The organism is Leptospira sp. B5-022 (genome assembly GCF_000347035.1).
Classification (GTDB): Bacteria; Spirochaetota; Leptospiria; order Leptospirales; family Leptospiraceae; genus Leptospira_B; species Leptospira_B cinconiae.
This window is the reverse complement of the sequence record NZ_ANIJ01000047.1, coordinates 1-23,895: the sequence shown is the minus strand read 5'-3', so window position 1 is coordinate 23,895 and position 23,895 is coordinate 1. Positions and strand designations below refer to the sequence as shown.

The 23,895-nt window shown below is 41.4% G+C and carries 21 protein-coding genes and 1 pseudogene; 14 read left to right on the top strand and 8 right to left on the bottom strand.

Features of this window, described 5'->3' with window-relative positions:
- The first annotated feature begins 67 nt into the window (after positions 1–67).
- The 7 genes from LEP1GSC192_RS16355 (at position 68) to LEP1GSC192_RS16325 (ending at position 9,204) form a co-directional block, all read left to right on the top strand.
- A complete protein-coding gene (locus LEP1GSC192_RS16355; protein ID WP_020771519.1) occupies positions 68–1,135 on the top strand; it encodes a zinc dependent phospholipase C family protein in 1,068 nt (355 codons plus the stop codon).
- Positions 1,136–1,154: 19 nt separating this feature from the next.
- Positions 1,155–3,629 carry a penicillin-binding protein 1A gene (locus tag LEP1GSC192_RS16350; RefSeq protein WP_020771141.1) on the top strand — a complete coding sequence of 825 codons (2,475 nt, stop codon included), beginning with the start codon at positions 1,155–1,157 and terminating at the stop codon, positions 3,627–3,629.
- A 302-nt stretch (positions 3,630–3,931) separates the two neighbouring features.
- Complete coding sequence (locus LEP1GSC192_RS16345; RefSeq protein WP_008593196.1) at positions 3,932–4,342, top strand: polymer-forming cytoskeletal protein; 411 nt, start codon at positions 3,932–3,934, stop codon at positions 4,340–4,342.
- A 92-nt stretch (positions 4,343–4,434) separates the two neighbouring features.
- Positions 4,435–5,556, top strand: a complete 1,122-nt coding sequence (locus LEP1GSC192_RS16340) for a peptidoglycan DD-metalloendopeptidase family protein (RefSeq protein ID WP_020771222.1) — start codon at positions 4,435–4,437, stop codon at positions 5,554–5,556.
- Between the two features lie 9 nt (positions 5,557–5,565).
- Positions 5,566–6,654: an alpha/beta hydrolase gene (locus tag LEP1GSC192_RS16335; RefSeq protein ID WP_020771355.1), complete on the top strand. Its 1,089-nt coding sequence runs from the start codon at positions 5,566–5,568 to the stop codon at positions 6,652–6,654.
- 308 nt (positions 6,655–6,962) lie between these two features.
- A complete protein-coding gene (locus tag LEP1GSC192_RS16330; protein ID WP_020771322.1) occupies positions 6,963–8,336 on the top strand; it encodes a histidine kinase dimerization/phosphoacceptor domain -containing protein in 1,374 nt (457 codons plus the stop codon).
- A gap of 43 nt (positions 8,337–8,379) precedes the next feature.
- Positions 8,380–9,204: a crotonase/enoyl-CoA hydratase family protein gene (locus LEP1GSC192_RS16325; protein ID WP_020771211.1), complete on the top strand. Its 825-nt coding sequence runs from the start codon at positions 8,380–8,382 to the stop codon at positions 9,202–9,204.
- Positions 9,205–9,276: 72 nt separating this feature from the next.
- On the opposite strand, the gene LEP1GSC192_RS16320 is transcribed toward LEP1GSC192_RS16325, so the two are convergent.
- Positions 9,277–9,456, bottom strand: coding sequence for a hypothetical protein (locus LEP1GSC192_RS16320; protein WP_036090960.1), 180 nt, complete (start codon positions 9,454–9,456; stop codon positions 9,277–9,279).
- 113 nt (positions 9,457–9,569) lie between these two features.
- Between LEP1GSC192_RS16320 and LEP1GSC192_RS16315 the strand changes: the two genes are divergently transcribed.
- Complete coding sequence (locus LEP1GSC192_RS16315) at positions 9,570–10,418, top strand: tetratricopeptide repeat protein (RefSeq protein ID WP_020771176.1); 849 nt, start codon at positions 9,570–9,572, stop codon at positions 10,416–10,418.
- Here LEP1GSC192_RS16315 and LEP1GSC192_RS16310 read toward each other — a convergent pair whose 3' ends face one another.
- Positions 10,419–11,114: a FecR domain-containing protein gene (locus LEP1GSC192_RS16310; RefSeq protein WP_036090725.1), complete on the bottom strand. Its 696-nt coding sequence runs from the start codon at positions 11,112–11,114 to the stop codon at positions 10,419–10,421. It abuts the gene before it with no gap.
- A 182-nt stretch (positions 11,115–11,296) separates the two neighbouring features.
- Between LEP1GSC192_RS16310 and LEP1GSC192_RS16305 the strand changes: the two genes are divergently transcribed.
- Positions 11,297–12,385: a LuxR family transcriptional regulator gene (locus LEP1GSC192_RS16305; protein ID WP_020771199.1), complete on the top strand. Its 1,089-nt coding sequence runs from the start codon at positions 11,297–11,299 to the stop codon at positions 12,383–12,385.
- A gap of 35 nt (positions 12,386–12,420) precedes the next feature.
- Here LEP1GSC192_RS16305 and LEP1GSC192_RS16300 read toward each other — a convergent pair whose 3' ends face one another.
- Both LEP1GSC192_RS16300 and LEP1GSC192_RS16295 read right to left on the bottom strand, forming a co-directional pair.
- A complete protein-coding gene (locus LEP1GSC192_RS16300; RefSeq protein WP_020771326.1) occupies positions 12,421–12,960 on the bottom strand; it encodes a hypothetical protein in 540 nt (179 codons plus the stop codon).
- A gap of 126 nt (positions 12,961–13,086) precedes the next feature.
- Complete coding sequence (locus LEP1GSC192_RS16295) at positions 13,087–13,407, bottom strand: DUF1330 domain-containing protein (protein ID WP_020771331.1); 321 nt, start codon at positions 13,405–13,407, stop codon at positions 13,087–13,089.
- A 274-nt stretch (positions 13,408–13,681) separates the two neighbouring features.
- On the opposite strand from LEP1GSC192_RS16295, the gene LEP1GSC192_RS16290 reads away from it, so the two are divergent.
- Positions 13,682–15,133: an NAD(P)/FAD-dependent oxidoreductase gene (locus tag LEP1GSC192_RS16290; protein ID WP_020771109.1), complete on the top strand. Its 1,452-nt coding sequence runs from the start codon at positions 13,682–13,684 to the stop codon at positions 15,131–15,133.
- 29 nt (positions 15,134–15,162) lie between these two features.
- Entirely contained in the window at positions 15,163–16,005 is an 843-nt protein-coding gene (locus tag LEP1GSC192_RS16285; RefSeq protein WP_020771470.1) for an SDR family oxidoreductase, read from the top strand.
- Positions 16,006–16,090: 85 nt separating this feature from the next.
- On the opposite strand, the gene LEP1GSC192_RS19645 is transcribed toward LEP1GSC192_RS16285, so the two are convergent.
- A complete protein-coding gene (locus LEP1GSC192_RS19645; protein ID WP_020771328.1) occupies positions 16,091–16,267 on the bottom strand; it encodes a YegP family protein in 177 nt (58 codons plus the stop codon).
- A 590-nt stretch (positions 16,268–16,857) separates the two neighbouring features.
- On the opposite strand from LEP1GSC192_RS19645, the gene LEP1GSC192_RS16280 reads away from it, so the two are divergent.
- A complete protein-coding gene (locus LEP1GSC192_RS16280) occupies positions 16,858–18,069 on the top strand; it encodes a PilZ domain-containing protein (protein WP_020771221.1) in 1,212 nt (403 codons plus the stop codon).
- Between the two features lie 184 nt (positions 18,070–18,253).
- Here LEP1GSC192_RS16280 and LEP1GSC192_RS16275 read toward each other — a convergent pair whose 3' ends face one another.
- The 3 genes from LEP1GSC192_RS16275 to LEP1GSC192_RS16265 form a co-directional block, all read right to left on the bottom strand.
- The gene (locus LEP1GSC192_RS16275; protein ID WP_020771341.1) at positions 18,254–18,691 is read right to left on the bottom strand and encodes an OsmC family protein; all 438 of its coding nucleotides are present in this window, start codon (positions 18,689–18,691) and stop codon (positions 18,254–18,256) included.
- On the bottom strand, positions 18,691–19,116 hold the full coding sequence (locus LEP1GSC192_RS16270; protein ID WP_198289333.1) for a hypothetical protein: 426 nt from the start codon (positions 19,114–19,116) through the stop codon (positions 18,691–18,693). The genes LEP1GSC192_RS16275 and LEP1GSC192_RS16270 overlap by 1 nt, the downstream gene beginning before the upstream one ends.
- Positions 19,117–19,358: 242 nt before the next feature.
- The gene (locus tag LEP1GSC192_RS16265; protein WP_020771182.1) at positions 19,359–19,853 is read right to left on the bottom strand and encodes a hypothetical protein; all 495 of its coding nucleotides are present in this window, start codon (positions 19,851–19,853) and stop codon (positions 19,359–19,361) included.
- 213 nt (positions 19,854–20,066) lie between these two features.
- Here LEP1GSC192_RS16265 and LEP1GSC192_RS16260 point away from each other — a divergent pair, with 213 nt between their 5' ends.
- Positions 20,067–23,339 (top strand): efflux RND transporter permease subunit, encoded by a 3,273-nt coding sequence (locus tag LEP1GSC192_RS16260; protein ID WP_020771216.1) that lies wholly within the window; start codon positions 20,067–20,069, stop codon positions 23,337–23,339.
- Positions 23,317–23,895 (top strand): annotated as a pseudogene (locus tag LEP1GSC192_RS20120) (transposase); the annotation flags it as partial. The gene LEP1GSC192_RS16260 and the pseudogene LEP1GSC192_RS20120, both read left to right, overlap by 23 nt.

Genomic DNA, 23,895 nt, shown 5'->3' with positions numbered 1-23,895 from the left:
GGTTTTCTAGATCCTTCTAGGCCATCTTTTAGAGCGGTCCGGGTTTTTTCAAAGGCAAAATTCCGATATGGCAGGCAAAATCACTCATCTCGAAGCTCTTTCTCAAGTCTGCAAACATTTGGATCACGGGACGGCGGAACAAAGAAAGATTGCAAAACTTTTAAGAGAAGAAGGCACCCGTAAGTTTGCCAATATAGGCGCAATCGCTCCCGATATTTTCTATTTTTATCATGTTCTTTCCCCTGTTCGGACCAAAAAGGCCCTTCCTTGGGGAGACCTAAGCCATCACGAAAACGTTTTAGAATTAGTGCTGAATTTTTTGGACGGAGTCCTCACTGTCGAAGAAGGAATCTATAGAGATCGTTTTCTCGCATTCACCCTTGGTTATATCATCCACTGCGCAGTGGACATTGTCACTCATCCTTATATCTTTTTTATCTCCGGTGATTATTATAGTCCGGATAAACAGATCAGTTCAAAAGCACAATACAATCATATGAGAGTGGAATTCGCTTTGGATTCTTGGCTCCTGGATTTCAGATGGGGAATGACCCCGAAAGCGTACGATTTCGTACAACATGTGGATGTGATCTTCAAAGGAAAAGATGGGAAGAAAAAAATGGACCCTATGCTTTGGAACTTTTGGCTGAAAGGTTTAAAAGCCACTTTCCCAAAAGATTTCAAAGAAAAGTATATAGGCTCCGAAGAAAAGATTATCCCGGGAGATATCCTTAACGAATCCTTCTTAGGTTATTTGTATTTTCATAGATACTTGGATTCCAGAAGCAAAATAATTAGGGCCGCACTTAGATTTTTAGACAATATCACTTTACATAAAGTAAATTCCTCCGTGCTGATGCTCCCTCTAAAGGAACATATAGACAAAAGGATCATGAACGAAGAAAAAAGAGAATGGTCTTATCCTGCGGACCCCAACCTGATCCGAAACGATTCTTTTGTAGAGTTGATCAATAAGGCATGCGAGTCCGCAAAGGATGCGGTGACAAATGCCTGGGGTTATGTTCACGACAAAACTTCTCGTTCTTCTTTGATCAAGGAATACCAAGGATACAATCTAGACACCGGACTTAGGTACCACGGTATCGATAAGATGCGCCAATTTTCGCCTTTATAAAAAGCAGAAATTAAAACAAATGAAACACGAACCCGTAGATTTTTTCACAAGATATTTCGTAGTACTCTTTAGGGACAGGGTCCAATCCCGTCTAAATTCTTCCGATCCTGTGCGTAAACTGATCTATCTTGTTTTGGGACTGATCTTCTTAAACGGATTTTTATTCGTATTCTCCATCAAAGATATTTGGCAGGTCCCGAAAGCGGACCGTTACGAAAAACCTTCCCTTCTATTCGGGATCAACTCCGAAGGAAAGTACGAACCGATCGCGGAGTTTTATAGATTCTCCCGAGTAGTGATCTCGGATCAAGATCTTCCCGGCGGTTGGGAAGATAATAAAGTGATTCGCTGTTTTGTTTCCACAGAGGATAATAATTTCAGATCCCACAAAGGTCTGGATTTACGCGGAATTTTTAGAGCTACCATGGTCAACCTTCTTGCAGGAAGAGTAAAAGAGGGCGCCTCTACGATCACTCAGCAGGTCGCTAGATTAAAATTCTTAAACACGGAAAGGTCCTTCTTACGAAAGGCAAGAGAAGCTTGGCTGGCGCTTCTTTTAGAATTGGTATTCGATAAGAAAACCTTAATGGAAATCTATCTAAACGAGATCCCTCTCGGACACGGTACCATAGGAGCGGGAGCGGCGGCCAAATTTTATTTCAGAAAAGATATCAAGGACTTAAGCTGGGGAGAAGCGGCGCTACTCGCAAGTTTGACCACAAGACCCAAGGAATTTTCTCCATTAGTGAATCCGAATACATCAGCCTCCAAGGTCAGAGTTGTATTCAAAAAACTTGTGGAAAACGGGATCCTGGACGTGGAAACCGCCGAGAGAGAATTCGAAACATTCTCCGAATATTATATAACCTTAAATCGTTCTCCTAATGATTCCGCATTTTCGGACCGTCTGAACAAATTCCCTTATTTTACGGAATATGTCCGTAAAAACCTAGCCCGTTATATACCTTCTCAACAGATCTACGAGGGTGGTCTGAAGATCTATACCACCTTAAATATACAGCATCAATCCCAGGCCGAAAAAGCGTTGGCTGCAGGTTTAAAACAACAGACCCAACTATCCAACCAAAGGGCTTTTACTAAGATCGATTCCTTCGAGGATACCTACGGTTCTACATTCAAACTTTTAGCGGAACTCCATGATCTTCCCGAATTCAAATTTAAGATCTCCAGGTCATACAGGACATTCAATAGAGCCTGGCAGGAAGAATTCAGAGACGATTTAGCCGTTTTAAATTTGATTTCCGGGACTGAGATGTTAGGAGAAGCAATCGACTGGAATTATAGGACTCAGGCTACAGAAGACCATTTACTTCCTGTAGAAGGTGCATTAATTTCCATTCGTCCGGACACAGGTTATATCACCGCAATGGTAGGAGGTTCGGGATTCCGCTCGGACAACCAACAGATCCGCGCATTTCAAGCGTACAGACAACCAGGTTCCGCATTCAAACCGTTAGTATACGCTTCCGCGATGGAATATTATCATGAACATCCGGACGATAAGAAAAATGTTACTGCCGCTTCTTTATTCGACGATTCTCCGTTGCAGTACGTGTTGGAAGACGGAGACGAATGGAACCCAAGCAATTATTCGGGAGAATATTCCGGATTTATCCGCTTGAGAGAAGCGCTCGAACTTTCCAGAAATAGTGTTGCCGTCCGATTATTGGAACATACCGGTCTAAATAATCTTCTGCCAAAACTGGAAAAACTCTTACAAGTGGAGAATAGAAATCTTCCTAAAGACTTTTCGATCGCATTAGGAAGTTTTGAAGTTTCTCCGTACGAACTCGCAAGGTCTTATGCCGTATTTGCTTCCGGAGGAAAACAAGTTTTTCCTCTCAGTGTTCTGTATGTAGAAGATGAACAAGGAAATCTGATCAAAGATTTCCGAAAAGAATTCGAATCCAAAGAACGAAAAAGATTACTCTCTCCTGAAACAAGCTATGTGATTACTTCGATGATGGAAGATGTGATCAAAAAAGGAACCGGAACGGGGGCCAGGTCATACGGACTCACTCGTCCTGCCGCTGGAAAAACGGGAACCACAAATAATTTTAGGGATGCTTGGTTCGCAGGTTATACTCCGGAACTTGTTGCAGTTGTTTGGGTGGGTTATGATACCGGAACACTTTCTCTCGGCAGAGGAATGTCGGGCGCCGTTGTGGCCGCTCCTATCTGGGGAAGATTTATGGCAAACGCACTTGCCAAAGAAAAATCAAGACCGTTCGATTTCGGAGACGCAAAAATTGTACGCAGGACCATCTGTTCCATCTCCGGAAAACTTCCCGGTTCCCATTGTTACCAAACGGAAGAAGAAGTTTTCGACAAAGACACAGTTCCGAAAGAAGTCTGCGAAGACCATAGAGGAATGACTGAGCCGGATCCGACCCCTACCCATACCACGGACCCAGGAACGACTAAAAAGAAAAAACCGAATCTCTTTGAAGGTGACGAGGATGTTATTCGTTAGGGACTGAGTGCAGTGTTCGCGATGATAAGGTTGCGACGAATTTAAAATTTGACTTCGCTGCGCTTCAGTCACCGACTCGCCAACGCCGGTCGTTTTCTCGCTCCCTACGGGTCGCTGCGAAAGGTGACGAGGACGTAATAAGATAAATTTCGCATAGAGGACAAGGAGATCACGGAGGGTTTTTAGATTTCCCCCAACTCAGTGTCCTCTGTGCGAAACCTTTCCCGATTATCTTCCGCAAAAAGAGTTGTCGATTTCGGAACCGCCCACCAAATAGATGAATCAGCAGTCAGGAGTAACAGATGGCCATCGGTAAGGATAATAATAACAGCGTAATCGGCCCGGGTTCCATTTTTGAGGGCAAATTCTATATCGCTGGTTCCCTACGTATCGACGGAAAATTCGAAGGGGAAATTAAAACCGACGACGCATTATTTATTGGAGAAACCGGTAAGGTCCGCACTAACATTTCGGCAAGAGAAGTGATCGTTGCCGGAACCTTGATCGGAAACATTAAGGCGGAAACAGAAGTCCGCTTGGAAGAAACCGGACGTCTCTTAGGGGATATTATCGCTCCCGCTCTTTCCCTGGCAAAAGGTGTGGTAGCAAAAGGAAATATCACCGTAACAGGCGGACAAAAGAAAGACGTTAAAAAGATCGTGGAAGAATCTTTTGGCGGCACAAGGACTCTGGACAACGGTAAGGAAGAATAACTCTAAGGCCTCGAGTTCTTTTTCCCACCTCTTAGATTTGTTCGAATCAAAAACTCGGGTGGTTCTCCACCCGACCGACCGATACTCATAGTATGATCTTCAAGAAGCCCAGGCAATTGACCGCAGGAAAAGAGATCCTCCGGACAGATAATTTCACCCTGATCTACCTGGGCGCATTCCATTTCCATTATTCCTTTTATTTCAGAGGGAACCTATATCACGGAAACCTGGATTTCAGAAGGCGTAAATTCCGCGTTATTCCTCTTATAGCGTCAGTCGTCTTTATGGTCTTGTTTTTAGGGATCTGGATGAGTCCTTCCAATGCCTCGATGGAATCCGCATCCACAGAAGTGACTGAAAACGATCAGGAAGATTTAAAAGCCAAAAAAGGCGACGAAAAGTTCTTAGAAGAGTCCGAAAAAGCAAAGCTGACCATTTTGATGGCGAACGAGATCAAAAGCGCTTCCGACAAAAAGAAACAATTTAAAGTAGTTACCTACAAAGTTAAAAGGAACGAAACTCTTTCCGAGATTGCAACCCGTTACAAGGTTTCAATGGAATCCATCGCAGGCTCCTCCAATATCAATTTGGAAGAAACACTTTACCCGGGACAAATATTACAGATCCCGAATAAACAAGGTCTATTATATAAATTTAAAGCGGGAGACACCGTTGCAAAGGTAGCGTCTCTTTACAAAGTGAACCTGGATGAAATTTTAGAAGAGAATAAGCTGGATGATCTGGATATTCTTCGTCCCGGCCAAAAAGTTTTCCTGCCAGGCGCCGTGATCCCGGACCCTGCACCCAAATGGGTGGTTCCTGTTAGTTCGCATGTAGTCACTTCCAACTACGGATGGAGAACCTTTCCACAGCATAAATTCCACGAAGCATTAGACCTAAAAGCCAACTACGAAGCGGTGATGGCTGCTCGTAACGGTAAGGTTGTATTTTCCGGATGGATGGGCGGTTACGGTAACGCGATCGTAATCGAACATAACGACGATTTTAAGACATTATACGCTCATAACTCTAGGCTGAACGTAAAACGAGGAGATTATGTGGTAGCGGGTAAGAAGATCGCAACCTCCGGATGTACAGGTTACTGTTTCGGCCCTCACTTACATTTCGAAGTAATTCACAAAGGGAAATCGGTAAATCCCGGAAAATATCTAAAAGGCCTCAGTTATAAAAGAGGCTCTAAACCGAACCATTAAGATTTTATGATGTTTCGATCTTTCTTTTTTATTCTTTTTAGTTTTGTTCTCAGCTTAGGTTGTGGTCCGTCCGCATCCGAGTATCTGGCAAAAAGGACAAATCCGCAGTATTCTTCCACTCATGGGATCGAGGTGTTTTTTAATACTTCCAGAGCGGTCAATCCAGGTACACAGGTCGCTTGTTCTAATTCTTATTTCCTGAATTTCGGAAATATGGGAACCCAATCAGGTTCTTGTTTGGTAAACGTTCCGGCTGACAGAGAGATAGGTTCACTCCCCTTCGGTCTGGGGAATAAAGAGAAATCATTCCAGTTCTTAGAACATAGAGTTGCCATCCAAGGAAAAAGCAAGGAAGAGCAGGAAAAACTTTGGTGGAACGGAATAGAAGAAGATCCTTTCGAAGAAGTGATCGTATTCGTCCACGGATTTAATGTAAACTTTGAAGAAGCTATTTTAAGGGCGGCCCAACTCAAATACGATCTGAAATTTCCCGGTAAGGTGGCGCTCTATACTTGGCCTGCAGGAGGAGACGGTTCCATGCTTGGGACCTTCTTCCTCAAAAACACATACGAAAAAAATTTAATCTCCGCAAGAAGTAGCAGAGATTCGTTTAAAAACTTCCTGAAAAGAATGATCTCTACTAAAAAGAAGATCCATCTATTGGTACATTCTATGGGACATCAGGTGGTCTTAAATTCGGTTTCAGAACTCTCCAAAGAATGGGGAGACAAACCTTTTTTAAAAGAATTAGTATTGAATGCTCCGGACTACGATACGGGCGAATTTATTTTAATCCTAGACAGTTTGTTAAAATCTTCGGAAAGGATCACATTATATTGTTCTCCCGGTGACTCCGCATTGTTTGCCTCCGCCCAGATACACCAGACAGGAAGACTAGGCGCCTGTTCCAGATTTCCCGGTGTGGATGTGGTCAATGTAAATCCGATCGACGCTTCTTTATTGTCATTAGGTCACGGATATTATTCTTCCCGTCCTATCTTGACCGATCTGTACCAACTCTTTTTGGGTTTAGGGGCGGAAAAGAGACTGTTCATTCGAAAGTCCTACGGAAACGAAAACTACATTCTCCGAAATTAAATCATTCTAAATTGTCGACCGATCCATCCGTCCCAGGGATGGAAAAATCCTTTTCCCGCTTCACGTTAGACGATATGTCAAAAAATTTTAAATTTTAGTCCGAAAGGATTAGGGAAATTTTTATATACTTATAGTTGTTTCAAAAAAAATTACAAGATAGTAGTCGATCGTAACAAAAATCATCCTTATATTCGATTTTACTTGCAAAGATGGCTTTCGAATTCTTTTGCACATTTCCGCAGATATTTTCACCTATCAATTTACATTTATGTGGTTGAAACAATCGGTTTTATTCGTAGATTAGAAGTATGCTCACAAAACCTAAGATCCTAGTTGTCGAAGATGAGATCATAGTCGCAGTCAACTTGGGCCAAAAACTTAAAAAATTAGGTTATGATCTTGTAGGCATTACATCCTCCGGAGAGGAAGCCATCCAAAAGGCGGAGGAAAATCATCCTGACCTAGTCCTAATGGACATTAATATCGAGGGAAATTTGGACGGGATCCAAACTGCGGAACTCCTACGGAACAGATTTCAAACGCCCGTTATTTATCTCACGGCTTATGCGGATGAAAACACTCTCAACAGAGCTAAAAGGACCCAGCCCCTAGGTTATATAGTCAAACCGTTCGAGTCGGACCAACTCCGTTCTTCTATCGAAGTTGCTTTGTATAAAAACGAGCTGGAAAATAGAAATCGCAAAAACGAAGAATCCTTAAAATCCACTTTGAACCAAATGGAGTCCGGGATCATCACTACGGATGAGAACGGTTTGGTTTTATTCTGCAATCCAGTAGCAGAAAAGATCGCGGGCTTAAGTTACGCGGAGTCCATCGGACTTTCTTTAACGAAGATCTTAAAATTAGAAGATACAAACTCATCCGCTTATATTCTTCCTGTTTCTGATGTATTAACTTCTCATCAAACAATTGAGAAAAGTGGAATATTCGCGATCGATGGGATCGGAAATAAGACGGCTGTGTCGGTCCAGATCTCCCCCATTCTAAACACTGAAGGAAAATCCAGCGGGTCGATCACCGTTCTTCGTTTGGGAGAAACCGACAATACGAATCAGTCTTACTTAAAAGAGATCCATCATAGGATCAAAAACAATCTCACCGTCATTTCTTCCTTACTCAGCATGAATGCCTCCAATCTGAAGGATCAAGAAACCTTGGATATTTTCAAGGATAGTCAGCATAGGATCCAAGCTGTAGCCCTTCTGCACGAAGTGCTTTATGAAAATCATGACCTGTCTTCCATCAGCTTCGATCTCTATGTTCGTAAACTTACGGACCTTCTATTCGAAGTATACAAGGTGGATCGTTCCAAATTCAAACTTATACTGGATATCCAAACCCCTAAGATACCGAGCGAAATGGGAATGAACTGCGCGTTGATTATCAATGAACTTCTGACCAATTCGTTTAAACATGGATTCAAAGGTAGAGAGAGCGGTTCTATATTGATCCGCTTTAGTTTGAATGACGAACGATATTTCTTAGAGGTTAAAGACGATGGCGTGGGTCTTTCGGACACAACGCCTCAAATTCGCAATTCCGCCTCTTTGGGACTTTCCTTGGTGGATTCTTTTGTAAAACTCCTAAGGGGAAAACTTTCATTAGAGAACGAGAACGGCTGCAAAGCTACTCTAAGTTTTCCTACAAGACACGAGACCTAAAAAACGTTTTACTCGTCGGCTGAATCGGATAACTCTGATCCCGATGAAGACAAACTTTGAATTCTTTGAAATCGTCGAAAGAGAAGACGGAGTAGCCATCGTCTTCTTGAATCGCCCCGACAAAAGAAACGCGATGAACTGGAGTTTCTGGAGAGACCTTCCCGACGTAGTTCATGAAATTAATTCCAATCAAAAGATCCGTTCCTTCGTAGTTGCCGCAAGAGGTAAATCTTTCTCCACAGGTTTAGATCTGGACTCATTCTTCCAAGAATTCGGATCCGTAGTACAAGGGACTTATGGGGACGATCGTAAAAAATTCTACGAATTGATCCTCCGCATGCAGAAAGGGATCAACGCAGTTTATGATTCTCCTAAACCTTCCATCGCGGCAGTCCAAAAACATTGTATCGGAGGAGGACTTGATCTGATCTCCGCCTGCGATATCCGTTATGCGACGTACGATGCAAGTATATCCCTCAGGGAAGCAAAGGTAGCGATCGTAGCAGACATGGGTTCCATCAACAGGCTTCCTTCTATCATCGGACAAGGAAACACAAGAGAACTTGCCTATACGGGTAAGGACATAGACGGAGAAGAAGCTCTGAGAATCGGACTTGTATCCAAATTGTTCAAGGACCAGGACCAACTTTTGAATGGTGCAATCGCAACAGCTTCCGAGATCGCCGCCAATCCAAGGATAGTGGTAGAAGGTACTAAAGAAGTAATGAACTACTCCGAAGGAAAACCGTTAGCTGTCGGTTTGAACTATGTCGCGGTATGGAATTCCAGTTTTATGGATTCCAGAGACTTCAGGGAAGCGATGAAGGCCTTTAAAGAAAGAAAAAGGCCGGAATATAATAAAAGTTAGAATCTCACCGAGTGCGGATGTAGGAACTCCTACAAACGAACCACCGCGTTTTGTGGAATTCCGACATCCGAATCAAACGTACAGATCCAAAAGCCTGGATCTTCCCTCGGAAGCCTGGGCTTGTAATTGAGCTTCTACGTTGAGTTTCAAAAGTTTAGAATTCATATCCGACTGAGCTTGGAAGATTTCTCTAGGCAGATTTGCAATTCTTTCGATCATGAGAGACTGGCTGGTTTGGCTACCGATTTCCATTTTCTTTACCTCGATTGAAGTGGGGATTTTTCTTTCCTTTGCCCCCGTTTCAATCATCGGTTGATCTGTGGAAAACTTGATTATTTTAGGAATTTTTTTAGCCTGTCCCAGTCGTGGGTTTTAGGGAACTAATCGTAAGCGCCATCCATAGGGAAAGGCAGAGAGAATTTACTAAGGCGTTCAATCTATACAAGGAATCCCTGAATTTCACCAAAAACCCGAAAACCATCCTGAAGGTGAAAAACCGCCAGGCCTGGTGCCAATACTATATTGGAAATACCAGGGAAACCTTGAATCTTTTCCAGGAATTGCAGGATCGTTTTTCCGCTCATCCGGAAAGTAGACTGTATTATGCAAATTACTTAATCAAGGTTCACAATTACAAGTCCGCCAAAAAAATACTCACCTCCGCAATCGAACTCTTTCCGGACCAATTGGAATTATACCTTACTCTTGCAAGTTTATTGAAAGATACCGATAGGTCCAATGAGGCGATCCAAGTCTTAAAACAAGCACTGTCTCAGGAAAAACTTTCCAGAGGAAGAGGGATTAAACGAAAAGATATCTGGTCCGAACTTGGATATTTGTACTACCAAAGGGGAGATTATAATTCAGCTTTAGCTTCTTTAAAAACAGCCATGAGAATGGACGAAGAAGAAACTTTCCTACATTACGATATGATCGCTCAATGTTATCTGAAAGTCTCCGATCATAAGAATGCTCTTAAGTTTATAGATCTGTATATCAAATATTTCGGAGAATCCGACGCGGATATTCTCGTGGTAAAAGCAAGGGCTCATGCCCAATTACAGGAAAGTCACTTGGCCTGCGCTTCTTTGTTACAAGCATACTCCTTAGAAAACGGGCTTAAACTTTCAGCAGAAGATATGGTCGACTTCGGTCCGCTATTACAGACCGGTTTTTTTGACACATTAGAGAATGTTGAAATAGACGAAGCTTGATCATTTCCCCGCTAATTTTTTCTTAGCAAGATCTTGGATCTTTAGGAAATCTTCCAACTTCATATTTGTTTTCGCTCCCACAGGAGAATTGTTTACTTCGCTATGATCGTGTACGTAAGGGATCCCGATCTTTGATAGATCGTCTTTATCGATCACAATCGTTTTTGTTCCTTTCGTAACCGTAAGATAATCTGATTCAGGGATCAGCCTAGAATGGTCCACACTATTTTCAAGTTCCACCTTACCTTGGCAATGGCAGATAAAAGTCATATCCTCTACTACGGAAGTATAAAATTTAGTTCCTCTAACACCCGCAGTCGTCGTCGGAGTTCCTAAACTTACGCCTTCACCTTTCACAAGTTTATTGGAGAGGAGCCAAGATCTTCCTTTCTCTTGGAAAAACTTTTTGTCCGATTTGATATCGTCGAAGCGAAATTTAGAACCGGACTGGATCTCTAGTAAGGAAACATTTTCTCCAAAGGCGATCATTGCAGTAGCGCCTTCGTCCGTAACCAATACGTCGCCGCTTTGGATCTCTTTGTTTACCTCTGCTTTGGATTTTTCGGAACCTCTTTCCAAGGTTACGTTCCCAACAATGAATGTGATCACTCCTCTGTTTGTATCCGCCTCCTTTTTAACGCAAGAAAACAAAACACTTATTAAACCTAAAAGAAATAGAACTGAGAATATTTTCATAGCGGTCTATCTTGGAGGTTCCGTTAAGGGAAGTAAATCGATTTTTAGGATAGAAGATATCGTTATTCTTCTTTATTTTATATGATAAAGAAAAAATTTCTTAAACGCATAAAAAGAAGGTGAAATTTAGTCCTTAGATCTTAGAGTAAATTCTTTTCAAACTTTATTACAACCGAACTTATTTGGAAATTTTTTTCATAGTACCGATGGTGGCATCGCTTGCCAACCTAAGCTGTTTGATCGAGAATATCGGAAGAGACCATCCATTCCATAGGCTCATGACCGTATTTTATCTTGCTGTGGGAGTCCAAAATGGAGCTACCGCTGCAATGTGCCTATCCTCTTCCGACGAACTAGGTTTGGCATGGTGGATCTTCCAATGTCATTCTTTTTTCAGTTTGGCTCCTATTCTTGCGGGTATGGCAGGTTTTTGTACGGGTCGAAAAATCTTAAATCCGCTTACAGTTCTTGTATTAGTCGCGGCGGTCCTCGCAGATTTTTTATGTTCTTCTATACCGCATTACTTCGTGGTCGGATTTAATCCCTTCCCTTTCGGTTATGGCCCTCTTCTTTCTTTATCTGGCGGTTTGATCGGAGCCGGAGTTCATGTGCTTGGAATGTGCATTTGTATTTACTTCTTCTTAAACCCTGTAAAATGGAATGTCTTCTTTGAGAAAAAATTCTTTATTACGATTTTCTTACTCTGGTGGATGGCGTTATTTTCTAACTTTTTGCCTCTTTACGGTATAGATCTTCCTCCTCTTCATCCGGTAGCGGACGCTGCGCTTTCAGTTACACTCTCCGTTTATTTGAACCGATACAACCAAGGAAGTCCCGGATTATTCAGGATAGCGGCGAATATATTGATCTCTATTGCAGTAGGCATTTTGGTAGGAATGTTATTCTGGCCGATTTTTAAATCTTTACAATTTAAAGAGATCTACATCACCGCGATCTCCGCTTTGGCAGCTTGTAGCTTCTTATCCTTCTTAGTGTTTCATTTATATAAAACCGCAAATGTAATACCTAAAACCGAATTCAACTTAGAAGAATACGGATTGTCCAAACAGGAACTCCGTATCTGCGAATTATTGAACGAAGGACATAGCAGATCCTTTATACAACTCGTATTGAATGTTTCTAATGGGACTCTTAGAAATCATTTGAAAAATATATATGCAAAGGTACTTCCGGGATCTAAATCAAGCTCTAAAGACCAACTCCAAAGACTTACGGTATTTTTGGCTAAAAGAAAGATTGAGAAGAATTAACCTTCGCCCGTGTTACACGAACGAAGGTTATTTTTTTATGATTTTGTACAGCGTGCTCGAAAGGACATCATCTTCTTATTCGGGCCGCCTCCGAATTGGTCCGCGATTTGACAATTTAATACCTGAAGATCGTAGATCGTAAGTGTATTTTCCATCACGAAGGCAGGACAATCGTTTACCACTCCATACGTGTTTCCGTCGTTATGATCTAAATCCATATGAGATCCGGTTGAGAGAGCCCCAGCTTCCAAAAATATTCCCGAGTTCTTGGACATATCGATCATGTGGATATTCAAGATAGGCAGTGTAGGTCCAGTATCCTTACTAATAATGACTCCTATATTTCCATCCTGGCATTCTTCCTGGTTTAATAAATTGAAACTATCCGAATCCAACACCAAAGTCGCAGTACCTAAAGCCGGTTCTGCAAGTCCGCCGATTAAACCACCAGGCCCTGCTTGCAGGGCTGCAATTGCCAATAAGGATTGATCATTCTTCTTTTCTTCCGAGCAGTTTACCAAAACAAAAGTAAAGATAAACAAAATCGAAAAGTGAATCTTATATATTCTAAACATATTTTCTCCGTAAGATATATAGGAGAAAGATTACACTTTTTGGAATGAGTTGGTCAATTTCCCAGATGTAATGGATCCGTATCTGCTCTATTACATATGTAATGTTTTTAGATCTTTATGGACTTATCAATCCGGAACGCTGGCAAGCTGGTTGACATCCTCTCCCCGAACGAGAATAAATTCTCCATTGGAGCCTTTTAGCCTACTTTCCAGAAACGGTTTGTATTCTTCGGAATGATAGAAGTTTTGGACCGCTTCTTTGGAAGGCCATTCAATTATTAAGAAGAGCTGAGGCAGTTTTCGATCGCCTTCCATCTTCTCCATATTTGTGGTCCGAGAAAGATATCTACCCCCGAATTTTTCCACCATCTTGGTTACATTACGAACATAAGCTGGGATCCAACGAGGGCTGGTGATATTCAATTCTGCTACGGAATAATACTTCATGACCTTCTCCCATCTTAGATCTTGAAACGGTTGCAAGCGTTTTCGGAATTGATTTGAAATGTAAACTAGTAATACCGGTAGGAATCCGAACGCCGTTTTATTCCCGAAAAATTAATAAATCCGGTGTATTCTTATCATCCCGAACGAATTTTTGAGAGCGATATTATAAGATCAGTCGAATCCTACTCGGTTTTGGTGCAAAATCTTTTCCGAAACAGCGGGAGATAATCGGCCTTTTCCATAAGACCGATAGAATGAATCCGCCGAGGAAAAAATGAACAAAGAACATTTCGATGTGATCACTGTAGGTGCGGGTCTATCAGGGATTAGCGCAGGTTATCATCTGCAAAAACTTTGCCCGGGCAAAAAATACACCATCTTAGAAAGTAGACCCGATATAGGCGGGACTTGGAGTCTCTTTCGTTATCCGGGAATTCGTTCGGATTCGGACATGTTTACCTTGGGATATTCTTTCCGACCTTGGAAAGAAGCGAAAGCGATCGCCGACGGACCTTCTATCCTAAATTACGTGAGAGAGACAGCATCCGAATTCGGAATAGATCGTAATATCAGATTCGAACATAGAGTAACGTCCACTTCCTGGTCCAGTAAAGAAAACCTCTGGACTGTAGAAGTAGAAGTGGGACCTAAAAAAGATAAACGCACATATACTACGGACTTTCTTTATATCTGCAGCGGTTATTATAATTACGAAAAAGGATTTACTCCGAACTTTCCAGGAGTAAAAAACTTTAAAGGTCAGATCATCCATCCGCAACATTGGCCCGAAAATTTAAACTATACTGGTAAAAAAGTCGTAGTGATCGGAAGTGGAGCAACCGCCGTCACCTTGGTCCCATCCATGGCGGACAATGCTTCGCATGTGACAATGTTGCAAAGGTCACCGACTTATATCACAAGTCTTCCATCCAAGGATATAATTGCCGATTTTTTAAGGTTTCTTTTGCCTGCAAAGTTGGCTCATCATATCACTCGTATCAAAAACATTCTAATCCAGATTTGGTTCTATCAGGTTTGTAAAAGATCTCCTAACTTTGCGAAGTGGCTAATCAGGGCAAGATTAAAGGTTTCGCTTCCGAAAGGTTATGATATAGATACTCATTTCAAACCGAACTATCAACCTTGGGACCAAAGAGTTTGTTTGGTTCCCGATTCGGATCTATTCAAGGCGATCTCTAAAGGAAAGGCCTCCATAGTTACGGACTATATCGAAACTTTTACTTCGAATGGAATCAAATTAAGATCCGGAAAAGAATTGGAAGCGGATATTATAGTCACCGCAACCGGATTGGAATTACTAGCGATCGGCGGGATCCGACTCAAGGTAGATGGTTCGGAAGTGGATATTTCTAAACTATTCACATTCAAAGGATTAATGTTAAGCGGAGTCCCGAATTTTGCGTTCTGTGTCGGGTATACGAACGCATCTTGGACATTAAGAGCGGATCTAACATCTACCTATGTCGCAAGATTACTAAATCATATGCAATCGAAAGGTTACAAACAATGTATGCCTATTTGCGATCCGGAAAAAATGGAGAAGGAGCCGATACTCGATCTAAATTCTGGATATATCCAGAGAGCAATAGATCAATTCCCTCAAAGAGGGGCAAACCGCCCTTGGAGATTCCATCAAAATTATCTAATGGATCTATTCGATATCAATTTTGCCAATGTGAACGATTCTCATTTATCCTTCGGATAAACGACAAAAATAGGAAGAAGAAAAACCAAATGAAAAGTTTTAAAAATAAAGTAGCAGCCATCACCGGGGCCGGATCAGGAATGGGAAGAGAACTTGCGATCCAGCTTGCAGAACAGGATTGTAACCTTGCGTTGTCGGACGTAAACGAGGCGGGACTTGCGGAAACGGTCCAATTGGTAAACAAGAAGAATCCGAATGTTTCCGTTACCAGTCAAAAGCTGGACGTTTCCGACCGATCTGCGGTCTTTAATTGGGCCTCTAAAGTAGCCAAAGATCATCATAAGGTAAATCTAATATTCAATAATGCAGGGATCGCATTCGGCTCCACGATCGAAGGATTCGAATCCAAGGATTTTCAAAGAGTAATGGATATCAATTTCGGCGGAGTGGTAAACGGTACTCAGGCGTTTTTACCTTACTTAAAAGAAAGTGGAGAAGGTCATATTATCAATACTTCCAGCGTGTTCGGGATCATCGCCGTTCCAGGGACTTCCGCATACAACGCTTCCAAATTCGCGGTCAGAGGATTTACGGAAACCTTAAGACAAGAATTGGATTTTACCAAAGCGGGAGTTTCCGCCACAAGCGTTCATCCAGGCGGCATCAAAACTGCGATCGCAAAAAGTTCTAAGACCAACGACAGTGTAAAGGCACTTGGCTTGGATCCGAATACTGCAGGTGAAAAAATGTCCGCTCAATTTATCACGAGCGCAGAGAAGGCGGCAAGGGTAATCTTAAAAGCAGTAAAGAAAAATTCCCCAAGAGTCCTGATCGGACCGGATGCCGTGTTCTTGGACTTAATGCAGAGAATTTTTCCAAGCTCTTATCCTAAGATCATTACCAAGGCACTTATGGGAAGAATGGCAAAATAAGAAGGTCGGCGAAGAGCATAATTTTTATTTTGCATTACAATAGATATTATACTCTTCGAACTCTTTTTATTCAAAAAATATAACTCTACTCTTCTTCAACAGAGGCGCCAGGTGCGTTTTTCTTAACGGATTCGATCCCGTTTTCGCAGGCCTGTTTAGATTTATACCCTTCGCTTACGGCAATAATTTCTCCGTTTGCAGCCTTTAATCTAAATCTATATTCTCCTTTAGCATCCTTATAAATTACGAATTTTGCGGACATTTGAACCTCCTGTGGGTGGAAGGAATATAGCTTAATGCAAAAAAGATAGTCAATTTATTTTTTGCTTAAACATTAGCCGGATAGGTTAAATGTATTTTTCGCATTCAGATTGTTCTTACTCCGAGCGAGAAACCTTATCCAATTCGAGAACTGAGTCTTTCGAAAGAAGTTGTTGTAAGCGAAAGCGATCTACGGCCGATCTTCTATTATTAGAATTTTTCTTCCCCAGTTCTTATTGCACCCCTTCATGTGCCGGTCATGTATCACAATCGAACAATTTTTGAGACTTGAGATCGATCGAAATTATTACGCGGATTTACTACTTTTGGAAGTGATTGATACTATTAATATGAATTCAAAGTAATACGCCAAAAGTGTATTACTTTGCTCATAAACGTTATGCATTTATCCCTAAAAACACGGATTAAAACTGACAAATGTCAATTTTTTCATCTTTTCAAATGAAAATAGTTTTTAATGAATCCCAACAATCAACAAAAGAATTCCAGCCATTAAGGATTGTGATGGAGACATTCGACATTTTTCGTCAAAAAAATTGTTAGAAAGCGAAGAGGATCCGATCCAAAAACATGGATATAAGAGAAACACATAAGAGGTCTTGGGATATTTTATCCGATCCCACTGCAATTTCCAGAATTGCAGGATCCTTTCTTTATTCAGAAGAACTTACAGTGAAAGGCCGGCAATCCGAGAACAAAGCGATTATTATAGAAACTTTCGGAGATTCCGGACAGATCTCCGTTCGTTTTCAGCAAAGATCAAGAATATCATCGGATGAAAAGATCATTCTACAAAGGACTTTGAAAAATCATTTAGAGCTGAATTGCAGAACTATCAGGCGTCTCAATGATTTCGAATTTTTGATGCAAGCTGAATCGGTTTGTATTGCTAAAACGAATCGAAAGGAAGAAAGGCTTAGAATTAAGAATGATTCTGTGTTCGCGACGAATATTGTTTATCATCCTGAACGTTTCGAATTAAATCGGCATATCTCTCCGAACGTTATACGCGACATTTTGGAAACTTTCAAGGATGAATTAAAACATCCGAAATTTGGAGAGATAAACGTCGGACTTTTCCAATCAGGCCAAGAATCCAAATTCGAGATCGTTAGAAAGACCAAAAAGATCTTCTACATCCAAAACACCAACAATCCAGGCTCTTACACCGAGGTCTTGCCTCAATTCGTGAATTACATAACTTATTTCGGTAAAAATATTCTTTCTGCAATCAGACGGTATAAAAACGAATCCATAATATCGGAATTAATACTTCCTTTACTATATGATAAAAACGACAAAGACTCGTTTCCTAAGGCTTATCTTTGGATAAGAAGTGCTCAAGAACCGATCCTAGCCGAAGATCTCTCCGAACTCTACGCATTATCGGAAAAGATCATCACTACAATCCAAAACTCGGATTCTATCAAGTCGACCGATCGATTTGACGTAATTGATATTTCCGAATCGGGCGTAAAAATAAGGATACGTCAAAAGGATATATTGTACAACGTCTACCGAAACGAAAGTCTTAAATTCGACCTTGTATTCAAAGGAAGGCCACCGATTCACATGAATGCAAAGATCTGTTGGCGCTCCATAGACAGGAATGGAAAACTTTTTTTAGGATTAAAATTCATATCTGATCAAGACCAGCTAACCAGCTTAAGAAAATTGGAATATAATCTTCAATCATTACGCAATCGTATAAACTCCGAAAAAAGTAATGCTGCGGTCGTTAAAATTTACCGCACTTCGGTCCCGAGAAGAAAGAAAACTTAACTCAGGCTTACAAGGATTACTCAACGAAGCAAAATTAATTATTCAATGCCAGTCTAATACCCACTCCAAATTGTAGGTAAAATGTATTTAATATTCTCCCAGTAAATTGGTTCCCGATTGGATTAACTTCTTATCAAAAGATTAATTGAGCATTGATCTGCTTCTCTACAGGCAAAAGACGATTCTAAACAAAATTAACGACATTTGCCGTAAGGCGGACGACTGTCTTTATAGAGTTCGATATTAAACAGACCTTCTCGGATTTTTCCATTACTTTCAAAGCCTTGGCCCGGTCCGATTCGTTCGATATTCGGATCTTTGCATCCAAAACAATCTCAGTGATCGAATAACGTCCTTCAACCATCTCAAGTTTACCGTTAGCGGAACTTTCAAAATCGGAGAATTCAAGTTTTGAATTTTTAGCGATCGCAAGAAAAGTTGTCATATAACAACTGTTAACGGAAGCAACAAACAGATGTTCAGGCGACCAAATCCCGGGATGACCGCCGGGAAATTCCGGCGGTGTAGCTACTTGTATGGAAGAAAGACCGGGTGCGGAAGCGATCCCGATCCTATCCTTCTCCCATTTTACATTTACTTGATAGAAATGTATTTCCTCCATTAACGCCTTCTTCCTTTCCCAGGTCTACCTCCTCCTCGTCCCCATAGCGGATCTCCTGCGGGAGTCCGAAGAGTGAGCTTCTGTCCATCCTTAGTAACTTCGCGAGCAACGATGATATTTCCGACCTTTGAACCTACGATCGTTATCATATCGTCTTTGGCTATCTTCACGGTTTGTTTATCTATGTAAAAGGAAGGTCCTAACATAATCGTAAACGTTTCATTTTCGGCTTGAAAGGTTAAATGAATTCCTTCCCCTCTTCCACCATGAGGAACCTTTATAATTTCGGTAACCTTCCCGCTTAACGTAACTTCCGTTGTGGGATCGTATTTCTTTCCCATTCCTTGGCCCATATTACCGCCGCCTTGGGCAAAAACATTCGTAACGATCAGCATACCGCAGATCATTAATAATAATCGATTCATCGGATCCTCCAATTTAACAAATAGATAAAACATAACTTATATTTCCTTTCAACGAAATATAGCCTGTATCTACATGATATATATCACGACTCGGACGCGGTCCAACAAAACAAGGCGCATGAATGAAGTAGCATAAGAAAAGGAACCCAAAGACGAAATTCCATTAAGGTATAAAAAACAAATAGTTTGGGTATGGATCCCTTACGACAAAAGTATATATTTATTATTAAATAAGATGAATATTAAAGCTTGGATAGATCTCTACAATCTATTTCGAATTCCTGAATAGATTGTGAATTGAAAAGGTCCTGCGAAATTCGCAATCCTGTCTCGCCGAATTTTCCTTTTTCTATTTTCTGATAGCCGATGGTAACATGGAAGGTATCGATCCAATTTATGTTCTCGAAGTCTTCTCCAATCTTAAGTTTAAGAGATTTCCCCGGTTGTACTAAAGCAATAGATTTGGATTGATCCTCCGAATTTTTGTGCTCTTTATTTGAGCCGAAAAAATATCCAAGCCTTGCTTCCGAATAGTTTCTCTCAATCGAGGGAGAAGCCGTATTCAATAAAATTACAGGATCTGAGTCCTGGTTTTTGATCGTTATTTCATTCAAGATCTGATCGCAACGAATACTATCGACAGTTAGAGAATTAGGAATTTGTTTGAAATCTACAGATTCTTTACACGCGAAGGTTGTAAGCGAGCAAAGTAGTAATAAGGAAGATTTCGCACCCATTTCAAATAACTCCTTTACGTTTATATTCTATTTCTTGTGAGAATCAATTAAAAGACGAAAAATCCGACTCAGATACAAGAACATTTCTTTAAAATGTAATGAATTATTTTCTGAAGCCGTCGCGAAGGATTTTTATTTAAAAAAATACAAGCCAGAACGGCAAAGCTCATTCAATTTGTATTTCATTGAAGAATCAAGGGAAAAGGACCGTTTATGATAGAAAAACTGGTAGATTTATCCATTCGTAAGAAAGGAGCAGTATTGATCATCTGCGCCATATTCTCCCTTATCGGTTTATTTAACGCTTTAAAACTTCCAATTGACGCAGTTCCCGACGTAACAAATGTCCAAGTAACTGCCGTTACTTCCTCGCCGGGTTTGACCCCGTTCGAAGTGGAGCAATTCATTACGTATCCGATAGAATTAGAGTTGAACGGAATTCCCGGAGCAAAAGAGATCCGCTCCATCTCACGCGCGGGAGTAAGCTCCGTATCGGTTATTTTCGAAGATGGGACAGACATTTGGTTTGCAAGACAACTTGTGAATGAACGCCTAAAGATTGTCGATGCCCAAATCCCTCCGGAATACGGATCGCCTGAATTAGCTCCCGTTGCCACGGCCTTAGGGGATATATACGAATTCGTTCTTTCTTCCGATAGACATTCTCCGACAGAACTTAGGAGTTATGTAGATTGGGATCTATCGAAAAAAATAAAGGCGGTTCCTGGTGTAATTGAAGTAAACACGTTAGGCGGAACTTTAAAGCAATATCAAGTATTGATCGATCCCAAAAGATTAGCGGCACACAATCTTACCGTGACCGAGATCTTGGATGATATTAAGGCTGCTAACTTCAACACCGGCGGAGGTTATGTTCAAAAAGGAGAAGAACAATTAGTTATCCGCGGAGAAGGACAGTTCGGAGGAATAGAAGAACTGAGGAGAGTTGCAGTTAGAACTTCTGCCGACGGAATTCCACTTTTATTAGGCCAAATCGCTAAAGTAGAAGAAGGACCCGCACTTCGTTTCGGTATTGCCACTCAAAAAGGCAAAGAAGTGGTTGCTGCGACAGTCATCATGCTGCTTGGTCAGAATTCCAGGGATGTCGTGGATCGAGTGCGCGAAAAAGTAGAAGAAGTTCGACCGACTCTTCCTGAAGGAATGAAGTTAGAGCCGTTTTACGATCGTTCCGAATTTATTAACCGTGCTTTAAAGACTGTCTTTATGAATTTAAGTGAAGGAGCTCTACTTGTATTCCTTGCTCTTATCCTAACTTTAGGGACAGCAAAAGGCGGAGCGTTAGTTGCCGCGGCAATTCCCGTTTCAATGCTGGTTGCGGTTATCTTTATGCGACAACTGGGTGTTGTAGGGAACTTGATGTCTTTAGGCGCACTCGATTTCGGCTTACTTGTGGACGGCTCCATCGTAATGTTAGAGTCCGTTTTGGCCGGATTTTATATAGGTAGAAAAAGCTTCGATCGCCCCATGAATGAAGAAGAGCTTCGTGTTGCTACTGAAAACATTATTTCGGATCGATGCAAGAGAGTAGCGAAAGCGGCAGCATTCTCCGTTGCGATCATTATGCTTGTCTATCTTCCTCTCATGGTCCTTGAAGGAGTGGAAGGAAGAATGTTCCGCCCCATGGCGATAACCGTTGCCCTCGCTCTAGCAAGCGCACTTGTTTTTTCCGTTACGGTCTTTCCGGCAAGTCTTGCTTACGCATATAAACGACCTTTTATCCATAAAGCACACGCTTGGGAAAAAATAGAGGAATACTATATTAAACTTTTGGATTGGGGATGGATGCGAAAAAAAAAGATCATTCTCTTTTCAGTCGGAGTTATCCTTTTTTCATTTTTATCCGGAAGTTTCTTAGGTTCCGAATTCTTACCTCGAATCGATGAAGGAGAATTGGAAATCGATGCAAAAAGACTACCCTCTACCGCTATCGATTATTCCCGAGATTTAAATATGGAGATCGAAGAGGTTCTCTCCGGATTTCCGGAAATTGTTAGCGTTGTCTCCCGTGTGGGGCGGGGAGAATCAGCGGCGGAACCCTTAGGTACGGAGGAAACTTCCGTCATGGTTAAATTGAAACCTAAAGAAGATTGGGTAAATGCGGATACTCGTGAAGAGCTGATGGACAAGATCAAAAGTAAGCTGATCGCAGAAGTCCCTTCCACTTATTTCAGTATGTCCCAACCGATCGAAAATAGGGTAAATTCACTTCTTACAGGTTCTAAAGCGGACGTAGTCGTGAAGATATACGGAGACGATCTTAAAACTATTAAAAATATCGGAGATAAGATCGCATCTACAATGCAGAAGGTGCCAGGAACCGGAGACTTACGTGTGCAAAGAGTTCTCGGACTTCCTATGCTTCAGATCAATACCAACTACGATAAGATGGCTCGCTATGGAGCATCCGCTTCTGAAATTCTCCGCACGGTGGAGATGATGAGAGTCGGAACTAAGGCCGGAAAAATATTTGAAGGAATGAGAAGATACGATTTAGTTCTCAGACTTGATTTGGAAGCCGACGATCTTCCGGAAGTAGCCAATATTCCAATTATGACAGCAACCGGAAATACGATCCCTCTTGGACAAGTAGCGGATATAGAAATTCTAGATTCCGCGGCAGCCATTTATAGAGAAGCGCTTAAACGAAGGATCTTCGTCGAAGTAAATATTCGAGGAAGAGACCTAGTCGGATATATCAATGAAGCAAAGGAAAAAGTAAAACCTATCGCAGCTAGTCTTCCCGCCGGATATGAAATAGAATGGGGAGGACAATTCGATAACTTCGTGAGAGCAAGAAACAGATTACTCTTAGTCGTTCCTGTCGCCTTAGCGATCATATTTTTTATGCTTATGGCTGCATTCAATAGTATTTACTATGCATTAGGAGTATTTGCCGTAGTTCCGTTGGCAACTGCAGGAGGTATTTTAGGTTTAGTCTTGCGTGGTTTGCCATTTAGTATACCGGCTGCAGTCGGATTTATTGCTGTAAGCGGGATCGCCGTTTTGAACGGCGTGGTGTACGCATCAACATTGAAGGAAGAGATCCAATCCGGAAAACGTATAGCAGATGCGGTTATTTCCGCCGGGATACTTTCGTTACGGCCCGTTCTTACGACTGAATTTATCGCCGCTATCGGATTTCTTCCAATGGCACTTTCCAATATGGCAGGAGCAGAAGTGCAAAGACCTTTGGCTACCGTAGTGATAGCAGGAGTATTGGTCGCAACCGCATTATCTCGTCTTGTTCTTCCTATCGTGATGGAAACTCTTTTAGGTTGGGACGAAGCAAGGATAAAAAGAAAGGAAGAGATCCGAAGAAAAAAAGAAAGCACTTATATTCGGATCGATATCGGAGAAGATCATACTCCAGCTTTTGCAGAACATCATAGTGAAGTTTTGTATGAAGAAAACAGTCATAAATCTGAACCAATTAAGAAAAAAAATGTTAGAAAAAAGACGAAATGAAACGGAAGCGGTGGAACGATTCGAAGGAAAGGATAGTTATTCATTTAACACTCGTAATCCGAACCGAGGACCGCCTAACTTTCCAATCCAGACGGTCCGGACCAGTCCCAAGACAGGAATTAAGGATCTGTCAAGTGGATTTTTCGTTGGGCCATATGAGCCACACCTTCAAAAAAAATATCAAAATTTAGCCCTTAATACACAGTATTTCACCCAGATAACCAAGAAGATACTAAACGACTTCTACCCGAAACATTGTCCAACTACTGAATGTAACAATAGAATCTTAGACAAAGAAATCTCAACAAGACCAGATCTAATTAGATGCCCTCAATGTAGATATCTAACATCAAGACTAAGTTACACTCCCCTTCACCATTTCAAATTGCCGTTATGGATGTTCGGATATTTACTTTATGAATCATTAATTCAATACCCAAAGGTAGTAACAGCAACAGAATTAAGTAAGAGATTAAGAATTGGATATAATGCAGCCAGCTTACTAAAGAGAAGATTTCAACTCTTTGCATCAGACCAAAACCCAAAGTATAAGAAG

Excerpts from the sequence above, each read along its gene's own strand:
- LEP1GSC192_RS16260 (WP_020771216.1), top strand. The coding sequence starts at position 20,067 with ATGATAGAAAAACTGGTAGATTTATCCATTCGTAAGAAAGGAGCAGTA.
- LEP1GSC192_RS16345 (WP_008593196.1), top strand. The coding sequence starts at position 3,932 with ATGGCCATCGGTAAGGATAATAATAACAGCGTAATCGGCCCGGGTTCC.
- LEP1GSC192_RS16280 (WP_020771221.1), top strand. The coding sequence starts at position 16,858 with ATGGATATAAGAGAAACACATAAGAGGTCTTGGGATATTTTATCCGAT.
- LEP1GSC192_RS16310 (WP_036090725.1), bottom strand. The coding sequence starts at position 11,114 with ATGAAAATATTCTCAGTTCTATTTCTTTTAGGTTTAATAAGTGTTTTG.
- LEP1GSC192_RS16275 (WP_020771341.1), bottom strand. The coding sequence starts at position 18,691 with ATGGAGGAAATACATTTCTATCAAGTAAATGTAAAATGGGAGAAGGAT.
- LEP1GSC192_RS16330 (WP_020771322.1), top strand. The coding sequence starts at position 6,963 with ATGCTCACAAAACCTAAGATCCTAGTTGTCGAAGATGAGATCATAGTC.
- LEP1GSC192_RS16320 (WP_036090960.1), bottom strand. The coding sequence starts at position 9,456 with ATGGAAATCGGTAGCCAAACCAGCCAGTCTCTCATGATCGAAAGAATT.
- LEP1GSC192_RS16290 (WP_020771109.1), top strand. The coding sequence starts at position 13,682 with ATGAACAAAGAACATTTCGATGTGATCACTGTAGGTGCGGGTCTATCA.
- LEP1GSC192_RS16350 (WP_020771141.1), top strand. The coding sequence starts at position 1,155 with ATGAAACACGAACCCGTAGATTTTTTCACAAGATATTTCGTAGTACTC.
- LEP1GSC192_RS16325 (WP_020771211.1), top strand. The coding sequence starts at position 8,380 with ATGAAGACAAACTTTGAATTCTTTGAAATCGTCGAAAGAGAAGACGGA.
- LEP1GSC192_RS16265 (WP_020771182.1), bottom strand. The coding sequence starts at position 19,853 with ATGGGTGCGAAATCTTCCTTATTACTACTTTGCTCGCTTACAACCTTC.
- LEP1GSC192_RS16340 (WP_020771222.1), top strand. The coding sequence starts at position 4,435 with ATGATCTTCAAGAAGCCCAGGCAATTGACCGCAGGAAAAGAGATCCTC.
- LEP1GSC192_RS16295 (WP_020771331.1), bottom strand. The coding sequence starts at position 13,407 with ATGAAGTATTATTCCGTAGCAGAATTGAATATCACCAGCCCTCGTTGG.
- LEP1GSC192_RS19645 (WP_020771328.1), bottom strand. The coding sequence starts at position 16,267 with ATGTCCGCAAAATTCGTAATTTATAAGGATGCTAAAGGAGAATATAGA.
- LEP1GSC192_RS16335 (WP_020771355.1), top strand. The coding sequence starts at position 5,566 with ATGTTTCGATCTTTCTTTTTTATTCTTTTTAGTTTTGTTCTCAGCTTA.
- LEP1GSC192_RS16270 (WP_198289333.1), bottom strand. The coding sequence starts at position 19,116 with ATGAATCGATTATTATTAATGATCTGCGGTATGCTGATCGTTACGAAT.
- LEP1GSC192_RS16285 (WP_020771470.1), top strand. The coding sequence starts at position 15,163 with ATGAAAAGTTTTAAAAATAAAGTAGCAGCCATCACCGGGGCCGGATCA.
- LEP1GSC192_RS16355 (WP_020771519.1), top strand. The coding sequence starts at position 68 with ATGGCAGGCAAAATCACTCATCTCGAAGCTCTTTCTCAAGTCTGCAAA.
- LEP1GSC192_RS16300 (WP_020771326.1), bottom strand. The coding sequence starts at position 12,960 with ATGTTTAGAATATATAAGATTCACTTTTCGATTTTGTTTATCTTTACT.